The organism is Ensifer sp. 2TAB8, from assembly GCF_052115125.1.
In the GTDB taxonomy this organism is placed as follows: domain Bacteria; phylum Pseudomonadota; class Alphaproteobacteria; order Rhizobiales; family Rhizobiaceae; genus Ensifer.
In genome coordinates this window covers 120,146-140,154 of sequence record NZ_JBFRGB010000001.1, presented here as the reverse complement: position 1 = coordinate 140,154, position 20,009 = coordinate 120,146, and the positions used below count along the sequence as shown (strand labels likewise).

Sequence of the window (20,009 nt, the reverse complement as noted above, 5' to 3'; positions counted from 1 at the left end):
CCTTATGCACGAACGCCTACTGTCGATGCAGCCGCGTAATTTCGCATCGATCGACGAGCATGACGAAGCGATCATCCGGCGCTGGAATGCGGTCGTTTCCGACGAGGATATCGTCTACCACCTCGGCGATGTTGCGTTTGGGCTCGCCAAGAACGCCGACCGTGTCCGGGAGATTTTCGCACGGCTGAAGGGCCGAAAGCACCTGGTAATCGGGAATCATGACATCACCAAGCGCGGGGACCTGCATCCCGTCTTGGCGGAGCTCGACTGGGCGGCTCGGCCGGAACACGGGCTGCGCACTCGCGACGACGGCCACGATCTCTGGCTGTCTCACTATGCCGCGCGGACGTGGCCATGTTCCGGATACGGAAGCTTCCACTTCTACGGACATAGCCATGGAAAGCTTCCCGGACAGGGCAGGTCTCGGGACGTCGGGGTAGACATGCCTGACGTCGATTTCAGCCCGCGCACGTTTGCGGAACTCACGAAAGGGATGATCGAATGATCGCAAATGGACTGAATGAGCTTTACGGTGCGGTCATCAGCCCAGCGGCGGCTGTCGAGATTCCGGAACACTGGCTGCCGGCAGTACACGAGGCGCTTGCCGCATTTCGCGATCTCCCTTCGCCGATCTGTTCATTTATGATCGTGCTCGGAATCCGCTCCGAAAACGGTATCGGCGCGACGCCCGATTTTATGCCGGCGGACGGCCTGACGCGTATTGGCGAAATCGTGGAAAAAGCGCAGGCAGCCGTGAAAGCGAGCATGCATTGATGCGCCTCGAAAATGATCTCGCGATCCGCCGTGAGGCCCGCGACATCCTGGCAGCCGACGTCGCGCTCGGCGTCGGCGATGGCTGGCACCGTCTGGTCGGCAAGGCGCTCGTGCAAATTCAAGACGCCACCGACGGCAAGGTCAATGTCCGGCAGGTCAAAGAACGGCAGGGACTGCTCTCGATCTTTACTGACGTCATGATCCGTGCTGTCGTTGAGAATGTCATGCAGCGCGTGGTCGACATCTGCAACGACGCCTCCGAGGCGTCGGCGTTGATCTGCGAAATGTGTGGATGTAGCGGTCGACTGATCTCGGCTGATCGTCTTCGTGTACGTTGCCACGCATGTGAAGCGGACGAGCCTGAACGCGAACGGGTCTGGCGAGAACACAAGAGCGACATCAGGGAGGCCGCCGCATATTACCTCCAGGTATGCCTGGAGCACGGCCGCCTGTTCCCGGTCAAAAACATCGTCATGCGCGTATGCACCGCGGACCGCGATAACCGGCTGTTTCTCGACGAAGTCCACGATCGGCTCGTCTGGTGGGGTGCAGGCTCGTGGATCGAAGGCGTTGACGAGGCGCTACGCGAGGACTTCCGGAGGCTCGATTTTGGCCAATGATGACAACGATGACCCCGACCTTGGCATCGTTCTCGACCAAAGGAGGCGGCGAGCCACGGAAATCCGGGCGGCCGCGCGTGCGTACGTGCGCGAATGCGGTCGAAGGCATGAGGTCGTCGACCGCGAATTATGGGGTCAGCATCGGTGGAGGCGCGATGGCGAGATCAAGCGCCGAATAATGTGCGACGCACTGCGCGACGAGATTGCCCAAGGCATCGCGGTGGTCGACGTGTGGCGGCGGTTCGAGGTCTCCGGGAGGATCGCGCTTCGGCATATTGGCGCGGCAAACTACACGGCGCTCTACGACATCCTTGATCGCAATGGCCTGGCCGCTGGCTTCAAACCGCGCGACATCGCGGCGTGGGTTTGGGAAGGGAAAATGTCAGTCGAGGACGGCATGGATATCCTCGGCATCGAAGACGCTGCCGAAATCGAAGACCTCGTCGCACGTTGGCTTGCCGGCGAGGGCTGATTGCCTTTGCAGGGTTGAAAATTCAAGACTTCGAAGTGAGCTCGTATAAGTTGAAGTCTTGAATTTTCATTCGGTTGGAACTGAGGTCCTTAAATTTTTACTCATTTTATTAAATAGACCTTAGAACGCACTGTTTTTCCGATGCTTTCAGAAATTAAAGAACTCGATTGCAACACTCCATCGTGTTTTTGGTGGCCCGCGTAAAGGTTGTATAATAGTTGTTGACAGGACCTGAGATGTTGAGGCTTTTACACCCAACGAAACGACGAGGTGACGATGAAAGAGGACGATCCCAGTCTCCTGGACGACACGAGGAAGCTCCTGGCCGATATCGACGAGGCGTATGTCGAATTCGAAATTGGGTCGGACCAGATTTCCAACTCGCTCAGGGTTGCCGTGGACTGCCTAACCAGGGAAACGTCAGGTTCTGCGCCGCGAGATATCCTGCCTAACACGCCGCTCTCGCTAGAGGAGGCGGCATGCCTGCCGATTTTTGGCGGCCGCCTGTGCGTAGACCCGACATTCAACCGACAGGGTAATGTCTCCGCGAAGGTGCTGCGCGACGCCATCAACAACGGTCAGCTTGGCCACGTCAGCCGGAACAGCAACCGACAGGTCACATTGAACAATATCGAGGAATGGATCGCCGCATGCCAAGAGCCGCCAAGCCCCCGCATCTCGTCTGGATCAAGCCAAAACACGACAAGGTCACGGGCAAGCTCGTCTCGAACGGCTACTGGGCAATCAAGCACCGAACAAAGCTCACTAGCACGAGCCTCGGCTATGAGCATCGTGATGAAGCTGAGAAAAAGCGGCTCGAATACGAAGTAGCGCTCTACGCCACGGAACGCCGGCCCACCGTCGGCGAACCCGGGACGTCGGTGCGCGAGGTGCAGATCACCGACCTGATCTCCTTCTATCTCGAACGCAACAAGGAGAAGATCGAGGCCAAGAGGCCCGATCGGCTGCGCGACTATCTAAACAGCGTCGAGCGGCTGATCAAGTTCTGGGGTGGTAAGGTCGTCTACGACATCACGGAGGAAAACTGCCAGGGATATCAGAAGACGGCCCGTCCTTCGAAGCCGCTGGCGAACGACACCGCCAAGCGGGAACTTGAGGACCTCAAGGCGATGGTGATGCTCGGCATCCGGAAGCGCCTAGTCGCTATGGACGGTCACATCATCGACTGGTGGTTCCCGTCGAAGTCTCGACCGCGATACACCCACTATTCCCGCGACGAAGTGGCGCATCTCGTCTGGACGACATATCGACGAAAGAACATGGCGATCGGCACGGAAGGGCACAAGACGTCCGTTCACCTCGCAAGGTTCATCCTCGTGGCGGCGCGCACCGGCACTCGTGCTGACAGGATCGAGCGTGCCTCCTTCGTCGACATTCCAGGTAGGCCGTGGCTCGACCTCCACGCGGGGATCGACGAGTATGGCGAACCGTACGGCATCTTTTACCGTGCCGGTGACGGAGAGCGCGTCCCCGACAACAAGCAGGCCGACGCCTGCCGTATCCCGAAAGGCCTGCGTGCTCACATGATCCGCTGGGCCAAGGAGGGCGACGATCTGATTGCGCACAACGGCAAGGTAGGATCGACAAAGAAGTCCTTCTACAACCTCAAGACCGAAATCTTCGACGAGAAGCGGGCGAAGAAGGTCAACAGGCATACCCTCAAGCATACGGCCGCCACATGGTACCTTCGTGACGGCGTATCGCTCCGCGTCGTGGCCAATTACCTATCGACGACGGAAGAAGTCATCGAACGGGTCTATGGAAAGCATCATCCCGGATGGCACGCCGAGATCGACGCCGCCATGAGCAGCGCCCGCGAAGAGCGCAAGAAGAGCCGCAAGGCGGCCCAGGCCAAGGCCGACAAAAAGGCGGCATGAGCCTCGATCCCCGCTTGACATGGAACGTCGAGCGGGGGGCATTCACGGGGAAATGCGCCTAACGATATCTAATGGAACAGCGGAAACTTACGGGAACGAACGGGCACCAAACCAGAATAGGAATCCTTAGTTTGCAGGGCTTCTAGCTAAATCCCCCGAAGTTCGGGACGTGGGGGTCGCAAGTTCGAATCTTGCCACTCCGACCAGCCGAAAGGCCCGGAAATCCGGGCTTTTTTCGTTTTTGGCGGTATGTTCCGTTTTCGCCGTGGCAACGACGGCGACGAAGATTTCCCACTGTTTTCGACCAGTTCGACATGCAACCTGCAAAATCAGGTGCCGTTGCGCTGCGATGAGCTTTCGATGCGTGAACGCTGACGGCAGGTGCTGGCAGCCACTTGCATTTTTCTATAGGGTCGCTGGGACAGCGCTTGGGGGCGTAATCCTTGCACTACAATCCAGCTCTTGATGGATTGCGGGCGGTGGCGGTTTTCACCGTCGTCGCGTTCCATTGCCGTTTTCCGTTTGCTCTGGGCGGGATGGTCGGGGTCGACGTCTTTTTCGTTCTTAGCGGTTATCTGATCACCACGATCCTCCGCAGCGGCATCGGGTTGCCGGAATTCTACTGGCGCCGGGCGACCCGCCTATACCCGCCGCTGTTGCTGATGCTGGCTGCCTATGCAGCTTCGGCGCCCTTGGTATTCCCGACGGCCAATCCAGCCTTCGACGTCCTGCTGGCAGGGCTTTACCTGTCCGATTCCACGATGGCCTTCTGGTATCAGCCATTGAGTATCGGCCACACCTGGTCGCTTGCCGTCGAAGAGCATTTCTATCTCGTTTGGCCTCTGATCATTCTGGCAACTCGACCGCTTCCTGTGCGGCCGTTGATGTGGTTGCTGGCGGTTGGATTTGTCGTCGCAACGACCTGGCGAATCGTGGATGCCCATGTGTGGCAAGATTGGCATCGCACTTATTTTCGGTTCGATACGCGCATGAGCGGCCTGATCCTCGGCGCGCTGATCGCCGTCATGCCATGGCGGCCGCGAGGGGAGCGCGTTCGGTTCATAGGACGGATATCGATTTACATGCTGCTTGTGGCGCTGTTGTTCTTCCGGTTCCGCAACATCTGGTTCATCGGCTGGGGCGGCATCGCCGTCGATTTGGCAGCCGCGGGCTTGGTCCTGTCGTTGGTCTCGGGTGAGACGGCGATCTCTCGATTCCTCGCGAGAGACGGGCTGCGCTATCTCGGCCTGCTTTCCTACTCGATATATCTCTGGCATTACCCCATTGCCCTGGCGCTCCGGGACCAATTGGATCCCTTCACCACATCAATCGTGGTGGGTGGGCTGGCGACACTCATCGCCGCGGTCTCGTACAGGTACATCGAGAAGCCGCTGAAGGACCTTAGAGACCGCAGGCGAGCCGCCTGATCCCCTCAAGAGGGGTCAATGGGGGCAGTGCTCTGTCATTCATCGCCTCCTATGAGCCGTTGGTCGAATAGCCGTGCATTCGCGCCCGGGTTGGCCTGTCTGCGTGCAGGCGAAGGCTCTAGGTTCCCGCCACAGTCCATCAACGATGAGGAACGGGAATGTCGATCAAGCACCTATCCATTGCCGCCGTTCTGCTAGTCGCCGGCCACACCATGGCGGCGGCGCAGAGCTGCGAGAAGAATTTCAAAGCGTCGGGCGTGCCGCTGGTGACACCGGTCTATTACAAGACCTGGCAGGAGTTTCCGAAGCTGAAGCCCGAGGCCGCCTTGCAGCGGATGGCGCGGGGTGTCGCCGCGGAAGGGTTTTCCGGAATCGAGATCAACAAGTCGCTCGGAACCATCGAGGCCTATCAGGATACCGCCGGTTCCGGACGGCTGCAGACGTTGCGCGTCGTTGCCCGCAAGCGTGGATCAGGCACGCGGGTTGATGCGATGTTCGATATTCAGGTGGGGCAGGTGGCCACCAAACAGGTGGTGCAGGAGGGGCTCTGCAACATCATCCGCTCCGCAGTCGAGTAGGGACCGGGCGGGCCCGGCGTCCAGGTAGAGGCAAGAGAGCGTTCCCATCATCGATGGCAACGCTCCATCCGCCTGTCAGCGCTGCCGCTCGAGCGTCGTTAGCACCGACTGGGCAGCGGCCTGCGCCTGCAGCATCGATGTAAAGTTGCCCTGGGCGGGATAGGTGACACCGCGAAACTTGATGACGAAGCACCATTTGCCATTGACGCGCTTCTCGACCTTCACGGTGGTTTCCGGTTGCTTATCCGTGCTCACCTTCTCGTCTCCCTGATTCGGCGCATCGTTGCGCGAAAGTCGTCCAGATACGCCGGAGTGGCCGCTTGTGTCCATCGGTACCGCTGATGCGGGATAGAAGGATCGCATTGGGAGAAGGGCGAGAGGATAGGCCTTGCCGGGTGATATCCTGCTGACGTTCACGGTCAGGCGGACTGTCCCACAACGTTCAGAAACGGTGAAACAGCCCTTTCGATCCTCATGATCGACGCGCCAACTTACGAATGCGAAGGCGGATGAAAAGGTGCGATCTGTGCGATTTCGGGTCAAGGTGAAGCGATTGCCAGCCCTGTCCTGTTTTGGGACGATCACGCCAGACGGCGAGACCTTTCCGAAGCAATGCGATTGGGCGCGGGTGCACGGCGGTCCTTTCAGCGCCGACGGCGCCGCAGCATCATCAGCGTGCCACGGCTTTATTGTTCACTTTGAAACGCCGTGTTCACCGAACGGCGCCTTATCAATGTGAACAATCGGGGCGATATTGCATTCAACACTTGTTTTTACCCGAGAGCCGAAGATGTTGAAGGAACCGATACTCACCTTTCGCGAGATCGCCATATGGACCGCCATACTCGGCAGCGTCGTCGGCTATCAGCTTTGGCAGCACGCCGAACCCGCTCCGCTGACGATGGTCCTTCCGGCAATCGAACAGCAGCTTTGACGATGGATGCCGGGAGGAGGTCACTCCTCCGGCATGCCGTTACGTCGCGCCGCCTGCAGCAATTCGATTTCGCCGGCAACCGGGCCGAACTGGTTCTCCAATCGCTCGGCTTCCTCCGCATCGAGGCGATACTTCCTGGCAAATGCCTCGATCGATACGCTGCGACCGCGAACGCCGTGCTGTCTCGCGCCTTCGTCCTGATGTTCCGTTTTCATGACGCTCCTCCCATGCGGCAGGGAGATAGGGCGACAGAATTCTTTGCAAAGGCCAAACTCGGCCGCGTCGTTTCAACAACGCAAAAGGGGCCCGTTCGGGCCCCTTCTTTTATCTGCGGCGACGATCGTTCAGCCGTCGATATCGTCGATGATCTCGATCGCCCTGCCGGCGCTCACGCGCCGGACCTCGGCTTCCTCGCGGCGGCCCGCAAAGAGTTCGGTCGCCATCAGCTGGTCGGCAAGGTCGGCCGGCAGCGAGAGGATGACGCGGGCGTCTTCCGTATGGATGCCGCCGAGTGTCGAACGCTTCGCCGTGATCATGCCGCCGGCCACCGTGTTGTTGGTGTCCGGATCGATCAGGATGAAAGCACCGGTGGTGCGGTTCTGCTCGTAGGTGTCGAAGATCGCCTGCTCGTCGAAGGCGAGATGCACCTTGCCGATCGCGTTCATCGGCAGCTGATCGGCGTGGTTCCACTTGCCGGTCTTGAGGTCCAGCTGGTTGGCCGGCTGCACCTGAACGCGCTGGCGGCGGCTGCCGCTCTTCAGCCAGTAGCGCTTGCCGGGCTGGATGCCTTCCGGCTGCAGTGCGACGAGTTGAGCGTCGAAGGCGAGGCCGGTCAACGGCTGGCTGTCAATCGCCACGATCATGTCGCCACGAGAGACGTCCACCTGGCGGTCGAGCACCAGCGTGATGGCGTCACCGGCCACGGCCGCATTGCGCACCAGATCGAAGGTGACGATCTTGGTGACGTTGGCGACCATGCCTGAGGGCAGGATGACGACGCTGTCGCCGGGCTTCACCGAGCCGCCGGCAACCGTGCCCTGATAGCCGCGGAAGCTTTCACCGGGGCGCGAGACGCGCTGTACCGGCAGGCGGAAGCCGACGGTCTGGGCTGAACGGATCTTTGCCAGTTCCAGCACCTCGATCAGCGTCGGGCCATCATACCAGGGCATCGAGGCGCGGCCGTCATAGACGACGTTCTCGCCCTTCAGCGCCGAGACCGGGATTGCCGTGACCTGGCGCACGCCGAGCGACAGCGCCAGTTCGCGGAATTCGTGGTTGATCTCTTCGAAGCGGTTAAGGTCGTAGCCGGTCAGGTCGATCTTGTTGACCGCCAGCACGAACTGCTTGATGCCCATCAGCGTTGCGATCGTCGCATGCCGGCGGGTCTGTTCCAGGAGACCGACGCGGGCGTCGACGAGCAGCACGGCGAGATCGGCGGTCGAAGCGCCGGTCGCCATGTTGCGGGTATATTGCTCATGGCCGGGCGTGTCGGCGACGATGAACGAGCGCTTGTCGGTCGAGAAATAGCGATAGGCGACGTCGATGGTGATGCCCTGTTCGCGCTCGGCCTGGAGGCCGTCGAGCAACAGCGCGAAATCGGGCAGGCCGAGATCGTTCTGCTTGCCGTTGGAATCGCGCTGCAGCGTCGCCGCCTGGTCTTCCTTGACCGCCTTGGTATCCCAGAGCAGGCGGCCGATCAGCGTCGACTTGCCGTCGTCGACCGAGCCGCAGGTGATCAGGCGAAGTGGGCGGCTGTCACGCGTGGCGCGCGCCGGCTCCTGTGCCGGGAAAGCGAGAACTTCGCCGGCTGCAACGTCCTGAACGGCATTCGCGGTTGCGGGAGCAGTCATCAGAAATATCCTTCGCGCTTCTTCTTTTCCATCGAGCCGGATTGGTCACGGTCGATGGCGCGGCCCTGGCGTTCGGAAACGGTCGCGGTTTCGAGTTCGGAGATGATGTCGTCGAGCGTCGTGGCGTTCGACCGGATGGCGCCCGTCAGCGGGAAGCAGCCGAGCGTGCGGAAGCGGATCACTTCCTCGCGCTTGGTCTCGCCCGGCAAGAGCTCGAGACGCGGATCTTCGGCGAGGATCATCATGCCGTCGCGTTCGACGATCGGGCGCTTCTCGGCGAAGTAGAGCGGCACGATCGGGATCTCTTCAGCCTGGATGTAGCGCCAGATGTCTACCTCGGTCCAGTTGGAGAGCGGGAAGGCGCGCACGCTCTCGCCCTTGCGGATCATGCCGTTGTAGACGTTCCAAAGTTCCGGACGCTGGTTGCGCGGGTCCCAGCGGTGGTCGGGCGTACGGAAGGAGTAGATGCGCTCCTTGGCGCGGCTTGCCTCTTCATCGCGGCGCGCGCCGCCGAAGGCAGCATCGAACTGGCCGGCGTCGAGCGCCTGGCGCAACGCCTCGGTCTTCATGATGTCCGTATAGAGCGCCGAACCGTGGGTGAACKGCGTGACGTTTTCGGCAGCCCCCCGCGGGTTGACGTGCTCGATCAGGTCGAGGTCGTAGCGCTCGACGATCTCGTTGCGGAACGCGATCATCTCGGCGAACTTCCAGCCGGTATTGACGTGCAGCAGCGGGAACGGGACGCGGCCGGGATAGAAGGCCTTGCGCGCGAGGTGCAGCAGAACGGAGGAATCCTTGCCGATCGAATAGAGCATGACCGGGCGCTCGAACTCGGCGGCCACTTCGCGGAAAATGTGGATCGCTTCGTTTTCCAGTGCCTTCAGATGCGGATCGAGCGGCGGTTTGGCGCTCTGCGGATTATGCAGTTCCGTTTCCGGATGGATATGGGGCATTTCAGTCTCCGGGAGGATTTGTCTTCAGAAGAGCGCGCCAGCCTCAGGCGGCGCTGCTCGCATTCGGGATGGTGGAACTGGCAGCAGTTTCCGGAACATGCAGGCCACATTCGCGCTTTTCGTCGTTTTCCCACCACCAGCGGCCGGCGCGCTCCGGCTCGCCGGGCTTGATGGCGCGGGTGCAGGGCTCGCAGCCGATCGACGGATAACCGCGGGCGTGCAGCGGGTTGACCGGTACGGCATTGGCCGCGACGTAAGCGCGGATGGTCTCGATGTCCCAGTCCGCCAACGGATTGATCTTGATGAGGCCGCGTTCGGCGTCCGCCTCGGCAAAGGGTGTGGAGGCGCGGTTACCCGACTGGCCGCGACGCAGGCCGGTGATCCAGAAGGTTGCCCCTTCGAGTGCGCGCGCAAGCGGCTTCAGCTTGCGCACGTCACAACAGGCATGCCGGGCTTCGGCGCTTTCATAGAAGCCGTTGAGGCCGTAACGCGCCGCATAGGCGTCGACGTCGGCCTGCTCCGGGTGATAGCGCTTGATCAGGATACCGTAGGTTTCTTCGGTCTTGTCGATGAGGGCGACCGTCTCATTGAACAAGCGCCCGGTTTCCAGTGTTGCGACATCAATGGACAGCTTGTTTCCGCCGATGGCAGCGGTGATCACCTGGTCCTCGATGCCAAGCGAGGTCGTGAAGACGGCACGTCCTTCAAGACTGGCGACAAGCGCCAGCCGCCCGGCGAGATCCAGGCTTTCGAGCGTCTTGTTCAGTGCCTTGGCAGTGGTTTCGAGGGATGACGTTGTCATGGCTGCGTCCTGTTCCAAGTTGGTTGGAATATCACAGCTCGACGCGACAATGGACAGAAATAGCGGTTTCTAATGCTCTTTGTTTGGAGCAAATCTGCCTCTCAGAATGAAAGGCAGCGAAAAACCGAATATAGACTAGTAAATTACTAGATTTTATACTTTAATTGCGGTCGGAGAACAGCGTTCAATAGGAAAAGGCGCGAACCAGGCGGTACGCGCCTTCGCTACGGATGGGCCAAGCCGGCCGTCAGAATTCAGCCCAGCCGTCCTCCTGTGGCTGCGCTGCGCCGCGATAGGCGCTGGCGAGCTTGCGGCTCAAGGCGCGGGCGCGGGCGGGCGCGGGCGCGGCAGTCTCTTTGCTCACCCTTGCCACGAGGTGGGGTGTGGCCGGGCGGCCGCCACCGGTCGTGAAGCGCATCAGCAGATCGTTGAGCGCGCCAGCCTCACGGGCGAGGCTATGGCTTGCTGCGGTCGATTGCTCCACCATTGCCGCGTTCTGCTGTGTTCCCTGGTCGATCGCGTTCACCGCGGTGTTGATCTGCTGGATGCCGGCAGCCTGTTCGCGTGCGCTTTCGACGATCGCGGTCACGTGGCTGCTGATCTCCTGGACCTCAGTGATGATGCTTTCGAGTGCCGTGCCGGTTTCGCGCACCAGCGTGACGCCGGACTTCACCTGCTGGCCGGATGTGGCGATCAGCACCTTGATCTCCTTGGCGGCCTGTGCGGAGCGCTGGGCAAGCTCCCGCACCTCCTGGGCGACGACGGCGAAGCCCTTGCCGGCTTCGCCGGCCCGTGCCGCCTCGACGCCGGCGTTCAGCGCCAGGAGGTTGGTCTGGAAGGCGATATCGTCGATGACACCAATGATACTGGAGATCTCCCGCGATGAGGCTTCGATGCCGCTCATGGCGGTGACTGCATTGCCGACGATCTCGCCGGACTTCTCCGCAGCACCGCGGGTGCGGGTCACGAGCATGCCAGCTTCCTCCGCACGCCGGCTGGCATCCGCAACGGTGGTCGCGATCTGGTCGAGCGCCGCCGCCGTTTCCTCGACCGATGCGGCCTGCTGCTCCGTGCGCTTGGAGAGGTCGCCGGCGGCCGCGCGGATTTCGCTGGCGCCGGCATTGATGCTGCGGGCGTTATCGCCGACCGAGCGTAGCGCATCTTCGAGATTGGCGACGGAGCTGTTGAAATTGGTGCGCAGCGCGTCGAGCCGTTCGGCAAGCGGCGTTTCGATCCGGAAGGTGAGGTCACCTTCGGCCAGCCGGTCGAGGCCGTGGCCGAGTGCATTGACCGCGGTCTGGATTTCGGCTGCTTCCTTGGCCTTCTGTGCCTCGCGTTGCTTCCGCTCGCGTTCTGAAAGTGTTCGGCCAGCCTCCGCCTCCTGCTCCAGCCGCTGGCGTTCCAGCCCATTGTCGCGGAAGACCGCGACGGCACCGGCCATCTGGCCGATCTCGTCGCGACGACCTTCGCCGAAGATCAGCGTCGCGAGATTGCCGGCTGCGAGTTGCCGCATGGCCTCGCGCAGCTTCGTCAGCGGCCGGAAGAGGCCGGCAACCACGAACCACACCGTTGCCCCGAGAAGCGCGATGGCAAAGGCGGCGATCGTGACCTGCCATCGTGTCAGGGTGTCCTTTTCCACCTTGGCTGCTTCCAGCTCCTGGTTGGCTTCTGCGAGCTGAAGCTTGACGAGAGCGCCGATCGGCTCTGCCAGCGGGTCGATGGCCGCATAGAGGCGGCCGTCGATAAACCGTCCGAACTCGGCCATGTCCTGTCGATCGATGATCTCGAGCATGTCCCTGACCGCCTGCTCGCTGTCGACGCGGGCTACGTCGAAGGTCTTCGCAAGCTTCTGTTCCTCAGGTGTCAGTCTCGTTGCTTCGTATGCCCGCCATTCCTCATCGATGGTGGCGAGCGCTGCGCTGATCTTGTCCTTGCCCTCCGTCCACCCGAGCGCGCCGCTTCGCATCTTGTGAGTCGTATCGACGATTTCGACGGCATACATGTCGGCGACGGTATCGAGTTGCGCCACAGGCAGCAGCCGGTCGGCGACGATCGATTCGGTTCGTTTGGAGATCGATGTCATCGCATTGAAGGCCATGACGATCATGACCAGCATGGCGACGGCGAGCAGGGATAAACACAAGAGCAGGCGTGCTTTGATTGTCATGAGTAACGCTCCGCGGTTACCCGCAAGGCAAATCATCCTCGGCCGGCGACCGCGGGCGCACCGCAAGGACGTCGGGAAGCGAGCTCGCCTTGGCAGGGGAGTGATGACGATGATGGGATGGAGCACGCGACATCTCGCGGCGAAACTGCCGTCATGGCGTTCGCCCAGCGTTCACTCCGTCTCATATAGACATAACAACCGGAGATTAAAAATGGCTAAATTTTAAGCTGTTTATTAATGTTCGCGCAACCCTCGGTCATCGCAACTTTAAGCGGCGGCTGGTTGCATGCTCAAGAAGTGTTGAAGATCTTGTGCTTTCGCAAACCGTCCTTCCGGTTCAAGCTGCCGCTTCTCCGAAACAGGCGAAGGAGCAGGCACATGTTGAAGGCCATTTCGCGCCATGGCATTGCAGCGGGTATCCTGACAGGACTTCTAGTCACCGGTGCCTATGCCCATCACGGCTGGTCCTGGGCCGAAGCCGGCCAGGTCGAGCTTGCGGGCACCATCCGCGAAATATCGATGGCACCACCGCACCCGACCTTGCAGGTGGAATCGGCTGCGGATGGCATGTGGCATGTCGAGCTCGGCAACCCCCGGCAGACGGAGCGTTCAGGCTTTGTCGATGGAACGGCCAAGGTCGGTGACGCCGTCGTCGTTCTCGGCAACCGCTCGCTCGACCCGAGCGAAAAGCGCATGAAGGCCGTGCGCATCACTGTCGCCGGTAAAACCTATGACATCTACCCGGAACGCATCCGGGCTGGCGGATGAGCGCAGCCGATCTTGTCGAATGGATTGCCGGCTGGCCGGTGGGAATGGCGCTCAGGCGCTCGGCGCTTCTCTATCTCGTCGTCAATGCAGCCCACATCCTGGCGATTGGCCTGCTGATCGGCGCCATCCTGCCGCTGGACCTCAGACTGCTCGGCCTCGTTGGTCAAACGCCCGTTGCGGTGCTCGGCCCGTTTCTCGCCCGCGCGGCGGTCATCGGTCTTGTGCTGGCTGTTCTGACCGGCATCTGCCTCTTCAGCGTCCGGCCGTCCGCCTATCTCGCCAATCCGGCGTTCCTGACCAAGCTCGCCTTGCTGGCGCTCGGCATTTTGAACGCACTTACTGTCCGCGTGAGCCCTGGCTGGTCAGCCGCTCTTGCCGGAGGCGCGATCGCCCCGCGCTTGCGCGTGCAGGCATTAAGCTCCCTGATCCTATGGCCAAGTGCGCTGCTCGCGGGTCGTTGGGTCGGTTTCGCCGGATAGTCGTGCTTACCGGTCGCTGACCTGCCAGCGCGGGTTGATCCACGGTTCCTGGTTGGAACGCGCCAGCGGCTGCTTGCCGAGAATATGATCGGCCGCCTTTTCGCCGGTCATGATCGAGGGGCTGTTCAGGTTGCCGTAGGTCACGTGCGGGAAGATCGAACTGTCGGCGACACGAAGCCCGTCGACGCCGATGACGCGGGTCTCCGGATCGACGACCGCCATCGGATCGTCCTTGGCGCCCATCCGGCAGGTGCCGCAGGGGTGGTAGGCGCTTTCCAGATGCTCGCGCAGGAAGGCGTCGATCTCGTCGTCCGACTGTACATTCTCGCCCGGCTGGATCTCCGGGCCGCGATAGTGGTCGAAGGCCTTCTGGCCGAAGATCTCGCGGGTGAGGCGCACGCAGTGGCGGAATTTCTCCCAGTCCTCCGGGTGGCTCATGTAATTGAAGCGAATGACCGGGTCGGCCATTGGGTCGGAGGAGCGCAGCGTGACGTTGCCCCGCGACTTCGAGAGATTGTAGCCGACATGCACCTGGAAGCCATGCGTATTGGCGGCAGCCTTGCCGTCATAGCTGATCGCCACCGGCAGGAAATGGTACTGGATATCAGGCTGCTTGACGCCAGGAGCCGAGCGCAGGAAGGCGCAGGCCTCGAACTGGTTGGAGATCCCGAGGCCCTTCTTGAAGAACAGCCACTGCGCGCCGGCAACGCCCTGCCAGAACCAGGGCAACCAAGAATAGAGCGACACGGGCTTCGTTGAAATCTGCTGGAAATAGAACTCCATATGGTCCTGCAGGTTCGCCCCGACGCCGGGTCGGTCGACCTTCACCTCGATGCCCATGTCCTTCAGGTGCTCGGCCGGACCGATGCCCGAGAGCATCAGCAGTTTCGGCGAATTGAACGACGACGCGGAGACGACCACCTCGCGGTTTGCCTTGACGATCTCGATCTTGCCGCCGCGCTCGATTTCGACACCGGTCGCCCGGCCGTTTTCGATGATGATCCGACGGGCGAAGCAGCGCACGAGCGACACGTTCTGCCGCTTCATCGCCGGCTTCAGATAGGCGTTCGCCGCCGACCAGCGCCGACCCTGCCAGACGGTCTGCTCCATCAGCCCGAAGCCTTCCTGCTTCGAGCCGTTATAGTCGTCGGTGAGTTCGAAACCGGCCTGCTGGCCGGCCTCGATGAAGGCATGGAACAACGGGTTGTGCACCGGGCCGCGCTTGACGTGCAGCGGCCCGTCGGTGCCGCGCCAGCCGGCTTCGCCGCCGTGCGAATGCTCCATGCGCTTGAAATAGGGTAGCACGTCCGCATAGGCCCAGCCGCGCGCACCGAGCTCTTCCCAGCGGTTGAAATCTTCCGCGTGGCCGCGCACATAGACGAGGCCGTTGATCGAGGAGGAGCCGCCGATCACCTTGCCGCGCGGCGCGGTGATGCGCCGGTTGTTGAGGTTCGGCTCGGGCTCGGAGAGATAGCCCCAGTTGTAGCGCTTCATGCTCATTGGCCAGGCAAGGGCCGCCGGCATCTGGATGAACGGCCCGGCATCCGTTCCGCCATATTCCAGCACCAGAACGGTGTTCTTGCCGTCCTCGGAGAGGCGATAGGCGAGCGCCGAGCCGGCGGAACCGGAGCCGATGATGATGTAATCTGCCTGCATAAGCGTCGTCTTTCTCTAGCGTCTCTAGAACCGGCTGGTCTTGCGCTGCTATCTCGGCCCCTCGTTCCTGTGCCTGTCACAGGAATCCAGCCAAGCGACGTCTGTCGCTTGAAGACTCTGGTGCGCCACCGACGTGGCGTTGCTGGATCCCCGGAACTCGCTACGCTCGCCCGAGGATGAGGGAGGTAAAACAGCCGCCTTTCAAGGGGGCGGCCGCAGCCCTCAATCTCAATAGGGCGCCTGCACCGGCCCCATGCCGACATAGACGGTCTTCAGCTCGCTGTAGTGGTTGAGCGCCGCCACCGAATTCTCGCGGCCGAAGCCTGACTGTTTCGAACCGCCGAAGGGGATTTCCACCGGGCAGAGATTGTAGGTGTTGATCCAGAGCGTGCCGGCTTCGAGCTGGTCGACCACGCGGTGCGCGCGGGTGATGTCGGCGGTGAAGACGCCGGCCGAAAGGCCGAATTCGGTGGCATTGGCGCGGGCGACCACCTCGGCCTCGTCGTCGAAGTCGAGCACGCACATCACGGGCCCGAAGATTTCCTCGCGCGCGATCGTCATGCCGTCAGTGACGTCGGCAAAGACCGTCGGCTGGATGTAGGTGCCTTCGCTGTTGACCGCATTCGGGATGCCGCCGCCGGTCACGAGCCGTGCGCCTTCGGCCTTGCCCTTCTCGATATAGGAGAAGACCTTGTCGCGCTGCGGCGCCGAGACCATCGGGCCGAGCTGCGTCGCCTCGTCCATGGGATCACCGATGACGATCGCTTCAGTGCGGGTTTTCAGCCGTGTGAGGAACTGTTCCTTGATGCCCTTCTGCACGAAGACGCGGGTGCCGTTCGAGCAGACCTGGCCGGTCGAGTAGAAATTGCCGAGCATGGCGCCGCCGATGGCGCTTTCAAGGTCGGCATCGTCAAAGACGATCAGCGGCGACTTGCCGCCGAGTTCCATGGTGATGTGCTTGAGTTCGGCGGCGGCCGCTCCCGCCACCTTCTTGCCGGTCGGCACCGAGCCGGTCAGCGACACCTTGGCGACGTCAGGATGGTTGACCAGCAGCGGGCCCGTCGACCGATCGCCCTGGATGACGTTGTAGAGGCCCTTCGGCAGGCCTGCCTCCACGAGGATCTCGGCGATCTTCAGGGCGCCGAGCGGCGTGTTTTCCGACGGCTTGAAAACCATGGCGTTGCCGGCGGCAAGCGCCGGTGCGCCTTTCCAGCAGGCGATCTGCTGCGGATAGTTCCAGGCGCCGATACCGACGCAGACGCCGAGCGGCACGCGCTTGGTATAGGCGAAATCGCCGCCGAGCGGGATGTAGTCGCCGTTGAGCGCCGTGGCGATCACGCCGCCGAAGAACTCGAAACTGTCGGCGCCCGAGGTCGGGTCGGCGACGATCGTCTCCTGGATCGGCTTGCCGGTGTCGAGCGTTTCGAGTTCGGAGAGCTCGCGGTTGCGCTCGCGCATGATCTCGGCGGCGCGCTTCAGGATTCGGCCGCGGGCCGTCGGGCTCATCGCCGCCCATTCCGGCTGGGCGCGCTTGGCCGCGGCGATCGCCCTTTCGACGATCGCAGGGGTTGCCGCATGCAGCCGCGCGATGACTTCGCCCGTTGCCGGGTAGATGCTCTCGATGACGGTGCCGCCGATGTCCTCGACATATTCGCCGTCGATGAAGTGCGAGGCTTGTGGTTGGGCTTTCATCTCATTCTCCTCGCGGATAGCGTTTGGATTCCTCGAGATTGTCGAGGTTCATATGGTTGCGCATGTAGCGCTCGGATGCCTTCTGCAGCGGCTGGTGATCCCAGGGGTAGTAGGCGCCGTTTCGCAGCGCCTCGTAGACCACCCAGCGCCGGGCCTGGCTTTCGCGCACCGCCGCATCGAAGGCGTCCATGTCCCAGTGGGCGGCGCACATGTCGCGAAACGCCTGCAAGGTTGCCGCCTGCACCGGCGTTTCCGGATTGGCCGCGAGGTTTTTCAGTTCCAGCGGGTCGGCTTCGAGATCGTAGAGCTGATCCGGGTCGAGCGCGCAGTGGATGTATTTCCACTTGCCTTCGCGAATGGCTACGAGCGGCGCGTAGGAGGCTTCCGCCGCATATTCCATCAGCACCGGCTCTGAGCGCTCCTCGCCGTTGATCATGGGCACGAGGCTGATGCCGTCGGTCCAGGGCTTGACCTCGTCCATGGAAATGCCGGCGAGGTCGGCAAGCGTCGGCGTCACGTCGAGGTTTGAGGTCGGCGCCAGGTGCAGGCCGGGCGCGACGCCGGGTCCGGCAACCATCAGTGGCACGCGAGCCGAACCCTCGAAGAAGTTCATCTTGAACCACAGGCCGCGCTCGCCGAGCATGTCGCCGTGATCCGAGCAGAAGAAGATCAATGTGTCGTCGAGCATGCGGCTGCGCGTCAGCGTGTCCACGAGTTCGCCGACTTTTTCGTCGAGGTAGGAGATGTTGGCGAAGTAGGCCCGGCGCGAGCGGCGGATATTGTCTTCCGTCAGGTCGAAATTGCCGTAATCGCAGGAATGCATGATGCGCTTGGAATGCGGATCCTGCTGATCTTCCGGCAGCATGCCCACTTCGGGCAGCAGATGCTCGCAATTCTCGTAGAGGTCCCAGAACTTCTTGCGCGCCACATAGGGGTCGTGCGGATGGGTAAACGAGACCGTCAGGCACCAGGGGCGGCGCTCTGCGTCATCGTTTTCACGCGACAGCTGGTAGAGCTTCTGGTTGGCGAGGAAGGCAACCTCGTCGTCATATTCCATCTGGTTGGTAATCTCGGCAACGCCGGCGCCGGTGACCGAACCGAGATTGTGATACCACCAGTCGATGCGCTCTCCGGGCTTGCGATAGTCCGGCGTCCAGCCGAAATCGGCCGGGTAGATATCGGTCGTCAGCCGCTCCTCGAAGCCGTGCAACTGGTCCGGCCCGACGAAATGCATCTTGCCCGACAGCGCCGTGTAGTACCCGGCGCGGCGCAGGTGATGCGCATAGGTCGGGATGGAGGACTGATACTCGGCGGCATTGTCGTAGACGCGGGTGCGGCTCGGCAATTGCCCGGCCATGAAGGAGGCGCGGGCAGGGGCGCAGAGCGGCGACGAGGTGTAATTGTTGCGAAACCGGGCCGAGCGGGCTGCCAGCGCCTTCAGGTTCGGTGCATGCAGGAACGCGGCCGGCCCGTCCGGAAAGAACTTTCCGTTCAACTGGTCGACCATGATGATCAGGATGTTCGGTCTTGCGGTCATGCGGCCGTTCCCCGGTATTTGAGCCGATCGATGTGCGAGGTGACGTAGTCTTCCGTGAGTGCGATCGAGGCTTCGATGCTGATCGGCGCGGAGCGCAGACTCTGGCGGATATAAAGCCCGTCAATCATCGCAGCAGCGCCTTCGGCAATGCGTTCCGCGTCATCGTCGGCACAAAGCGCCTTGAGGCTTGCCATGAGATTGGAGCGCAAGCGCCGGGCATAGACAACGAGCAGCCGCCGCACCTCTTCCGACCGCTGCGCCTCCGAATAGAAGGCGAGCCATGCGGCAATCGTATCGGGGGCAAACTGGCTTGCCTGGAAGGAGACGCGGATGAGTGCGCTCAGCCTTTCGCGCGGGCTCACGACTGCGCGAAGCGCCGTCACCGTGTCGTCGCGCAATTGCCTTAGAAGGCTGCGGATCGTCTCGATCAGCAATTGTTCCTTGCTGCCGAAATAGTGGTGGGCAAGGGCAGGGGAGACGCCGGCCTGACGGGCGATCTCGGACATGGTGACGGTCAGCGTGCCCTGGTCGCCGATCACGCGCAACGCTGCGTCCACCAGCGCCTTGCGGCGCACCGGCTCCATCCCGACCTTCGGCATTCGTCTCTCCCTTGACGGTGGTCAGTTTATTTTTGATTGACTCATCAATCAATAAAAATCTTCGGTGTTTTTGCTTTCCTTTTTCGTAGAAATCCGGCTCAATCCTCCGGTAGCGATCCTGAGTCTCGAAAGACTGGAGGTTGAAATGACCCATGCATTCGATCATGCCGACAAGACTGCTATTGCCGGGAAATGGGGATGGTTCGTCGCCCTCGGCGTGCTGTTGATCATGTGCGGCGGTCTTGCCTTCGGCAATCTGCTGATGGCGACAGTCGCATCGGTCTATTATGTCGGGATCATCATGCTGGTCGGCGGGCTCTTCAACCTCGCCCATGCCTTCCAGGTCAAGGGCTGGGACAGCGTGCTCTACTGGGGCTTGAGCGGCGCCTGCTATACGATCGCCGGTCTCTTTGCCTTCATCAATCCCGTGCTCGCCTCGTCCTTCCTCACCTTCGTGATGGCGATCGCGCTGATCGTCGCCGGCTGCTTTCGCATCTGGGTGGGGCTGAAGCTTCGGCCGGTGCAGGGTTGGGGATGGGTGGCCCTCGGCGGTCTGGTCACGCTTGTGGCCGGCCTCATCATCGCCGCCGGCTGGCCAGTCAACAGCCTCTGGATCCTCGGCCTGTTCCTCGCCGTCGATCTCGTGATGCAGGGCCTGTCGCTGATCGCTTTTGGCGTGTTGGCAAAGGGCTGATCTGCCCTCGATCCGTGGAGCTGCGAGCGCAGCGTTGGTCGGTGCGCAAGTGCCGGCCTCAGCGCTGGGGCTCGCCTCAGCAATTGCTCATGAAACCACTGATTTCATT

Annotated in this window: 21 protein-coding genes; 11 read left to right on the top strand and 10 right to left on the bottom strand. The window is 61.8% G+C overall.

The features are described 5' to 3' along the window. Nucleotides 1-4: 4 nt before the first annotated feature. The 7 genes from AB4Z53_RS00735 to AB4Z53_RS00705 all read left to right on the top strand — a co-directional run bounded on the left by AB4Z53_RS00735 (nucleotide 5) and on the right by AB4Z53_RS00705 (nucleotide 5,769). Nucleotides 5-505: a hypothetical protein gene (locus AB4Z53_RS00735; RefSeq protein WP_441594216.1), complete on the top strand. Its 501-nt coding sequence runs from the start codon at nucleotides 5-7 to the stop codon at nucleotides 503-505. Next, nucleotides 502-774, top strand: a complete 273-nt coding sequence (locus AB4Z53_RS00730; protein WP_441594215.1) for a hypothetical protein — start codon at nucleotides 502-504, stop codon at nucleotides 772-774. The genes AB4Z53_RS00735 and AB4Z53_RS00730 overlap by 4 nt, the downstream gene beginning before the upstream one ends. Further along, nucleotides 774-1,394: a hypothetical protein gene (locus tag AB4Z53_RS00725; protein ID WP_441594214.1), complete on the top strand. Its 621-nt coding sequence runs from the start codon at nucleotides 774-776 to the stop codon at nucleotides 1,392-1,394. Before AB4Z53_RS00730 ends, AB4Z53_RS00725 begins: the two co-directional genes overlap by 1 nt. After that, entirely contained in the window at nucleotides 1,384-1,866 is a 483-nt protein-coding gene (locus AB4Z53_RS00720) for a hypothetical protein (RefSeq protein WP_441594213.1), read from the top strand. The genes AB4Z53_RS00725 and AB4Z53_RS00720 overlap by 11 nt, the downstream gene beginning before the upstream one ends. A 650-nt stretch (nucleotides 1,867-2,516) precedes the next feature. Next, a complete protein-coding gene (locus tag AB4Z53_RS00715) occupies nucleotides 2,517-3,764 on the top strand; it encodes a hypothetical protein (RefSeq protein WP_441594212.1) in 1,248 nt (415 codons plus the stop codon). Nucleotides 3,765-4,207: 443 nt separating this feature from the next. Further along, the gene (locus AB4Z53_RS00710; protein WP_441594211.1) at nucleotides 4,208-5,191 is read left to right on the top strand and encodes an acyltransferase family protein; all 984 of its coding nucleotides are present in this window, start codon (nucleotides 4,208-4,210) and stop codon (nucleotides 5,189-5,191) included. Nucleotides 5,192-5,355: 164 nt separating this feature from the next. Beyond that, nucleotides 5,356-5,769: a hypothetical protein gene (locus tag AB4Z53_RS00705; protein WP_441595199.1), complete on the top strand. Its 414-nt coding sequence runs from the start codon at nucleotides 5,356-5,358 to the stop codon at nucleotides 5,767-5,769. A 75-nt stretch (nucleotides 5,770-5,844) separates the two neighbouring features. On the opposite strand, the gene AB4Z53_RS00700 is transcribed toward AB4Z53_RS00705, so the two are convergent. Further along, the gene (locus AB4Z53_RS00700; RefSeq protein WP_441594210.1) at nucleotides 5,845-6,024 is read right to left on the bottom strand and encodes a hypothetical protein; all 180 of its coding nucleotides are present in this window, start codon (nucleotides 6,022-6,024) and stop codon (nucleotides 5,845-5,847) included. Between the two features lie 535 nt (nucleotides 6,025-6,559). On the opposite strand from AB4Z53_RS00700, the gene AB4Z53_RS00695 reads away from it, so the two are divergent. Continuing rightward, nucleotides 6,560-6,703, top strand: coding sequence for a hypothetical protein (locus AB4Z53_RS00695; RefSeq protein WP_176707513.1), 144 nt, complete (start codon nucleotides 6,560-6,562; stop codon nucleotides 6,701-6,703). 20 nt (nucleotides 6,704-6,723) lie between these two features. Here AB4Z53_RS00695 and AB4Z53_RS00690 read toward each other — a convergent pair whose 3' ends face one another. The 5 genes from AB4Z53_RS00690 to AB4Z53_RS00670 form a co-directional block, all read right to left on the bottom strand. Next, on the bottom strand, nucleotides 6,724-6,918 hold the full coding sequence (locus tag AB4Z53_RS00690; protein ID WP_441594209.1) for a hypothetical protein: 195 nt from the start codon (nucleotides 6,916-6,918) through the stop codon (nucleotides 6,724-6,726). Between the two features lie 129 nt (nucleotides 6,919-7,047). Further along, nucleotides 7,048-8,553, bottom strand: coding sequence for a sulfate adenylyltransferase subunit CysN (cysN, locus tag AB4Z53_RS00685; protein ID WP_441594208.1), 1,506 nt, complete (start codon nucleotides 8,551-8,553; stop codon nucleotides 7,048-7,050). After that, nucleotides 8,553-9,506, bottom strand: coding sequence for a sulfate adenylyltransferase subunit CysD (gene cysD / locus AB4Z53_RS00680; protein ID WP_441594207.1), 954 nt, complete (start codon nucleotides 9,504-9,506; stop codon nucleotides 8,553-8,555). The genes cysN and cysD overlap by 1 nt, the downstream gene beginning before the upstream one ends. A 43-nt stretch (nucleotides 9,507-9,549) precedes the next feature. Further along, on the bottom strand, nucleotides 9,550-10,308 hold the full coding sequence (locus tag AB4Z53_RS00675) for a phosphoadenylyl-sulfate reductase (RefSeq protein WP_441594206.1): 759 nt from the start codon (nucleotides 10,306-10,308) through the stop codon (nucleotides 9,550-9,552). 247 nt (nucleotides 10,309-10,555) lie between these two features. After that, entirely contained in the window at nucleotides 10,556-12,475 is a 1,920-nt protein-coding gene (locus tag AB4Z53_RS00670; RefSeq protein ID WP_441594205.1) for a HAMP domain-containing methyl-accepting chemotaxis protein, read from the bottom strand. 378 nt (nucleotides 12,476-12,853) lie between these two features. Here AB4Z53_RS00670 and AB4Z53_RS00665 point away from each other — a divergent pair, with 378 nt between their 5' ends. Both AB4Z53_RS00665 and AB4Z53_RS00660 read left to right on the top strand, forming a co-directional pair. Next, entirely contained in the window at nucleotides 12,854-13,243 is a 390-nt protein-coding gene (locus tag AB4Z53_RS00665; protein WP_113537936.1) for a DUF6152 family protein, read from the top strand. Continuing rightward, complete coding sequence (locus AB4Z53_RS00660) at nucleotides 13,240-13,722, top strand: DUF6644 family protein (RefSeq protein ID WP_113537935.1); 483 nt, start codon at nucleotides 13,240-13,242, stop codon at nucleotides 13,720-13,722. Before AB4Z53_RS00665 ends, AB4Z53_RS00660 begins: the two co-directional genes overlap by 4 nt. Nucleotides 13,723-13,728: 6 nt before the next feature. Here the strand turns inward: AB4Z53_RS00660 and betA are convergent, their stop codons facing one another. The 4 genes from betA to betI form a co-directional block, all read right to left on the bottom strand. Next, nucleotides 13,729-15,378 (bottom strand): choline dehydrogenase, encoded by a 1,650-nt coding sequence (betA, locus tag AB4Z53_RS00655; RefSeq protein ID WP_441594204.1) that lies wholly within the window; start codon nucleotides 15,376-15,378, stop codon nucleotides 13,729-13,731. Between the two features lie 228 nt (nucleotides 15,379-15,606). Continuing rightward, on the bottom strand, nucleotides 15,607-17,070 hold the full coding sequence (betB, locus tag AB4Z53_RS00650) for a betaine-aldehyde dehydrogenase (RefSeq protein WP_441594203.1): 1,464 nt from the start codon (nucleotides 17,068-17,070) through the stop codon (nucleotides 15,607-15,609). A gap of 1 nt (nucleotide 17,071) precedes the next feature. Then, nucleotides 17,072-18,607, bottom strand: coding sequence for a choline-sulfatase (betC, locus tag AB4Z53_RS00645; protein WP_441594202.1), 1,536 nt, complete (start codon nucleotides 18,605-18,607; stop codon nucleotides 17,072-17,074). Then, entirely contained in the window at nucleotides 18,604-19,206 is a 603-nt protein-coding gene (gene betI / locus AB4Z53_RS00640) for a transcriptional regulator BetI (protein WP_113537931.1), read from the bottom strand. Before betI ends, betC begins: the two co-directional genes overlap by 4 nt. 145 nt (nucleotides 19,207-19,351) lie before the next feature. Between betI and AB4Z53_RS00635 the strand changes: the two genes are divergently transcribed. Then, nucleotides 19,352-19,900, top strand: a complete 549-nt coding sequence (locus AB4Z53_RS00635) for an HdeD family acid-resistance protein (RefSeq protein WP_441594201.1) — start codon at nucleotides 19,352-19,354, stop codon at nucleotides 19,898-19,900. Nucleotides 19,901-20,009: the final 109 nt, after the last annotated feature.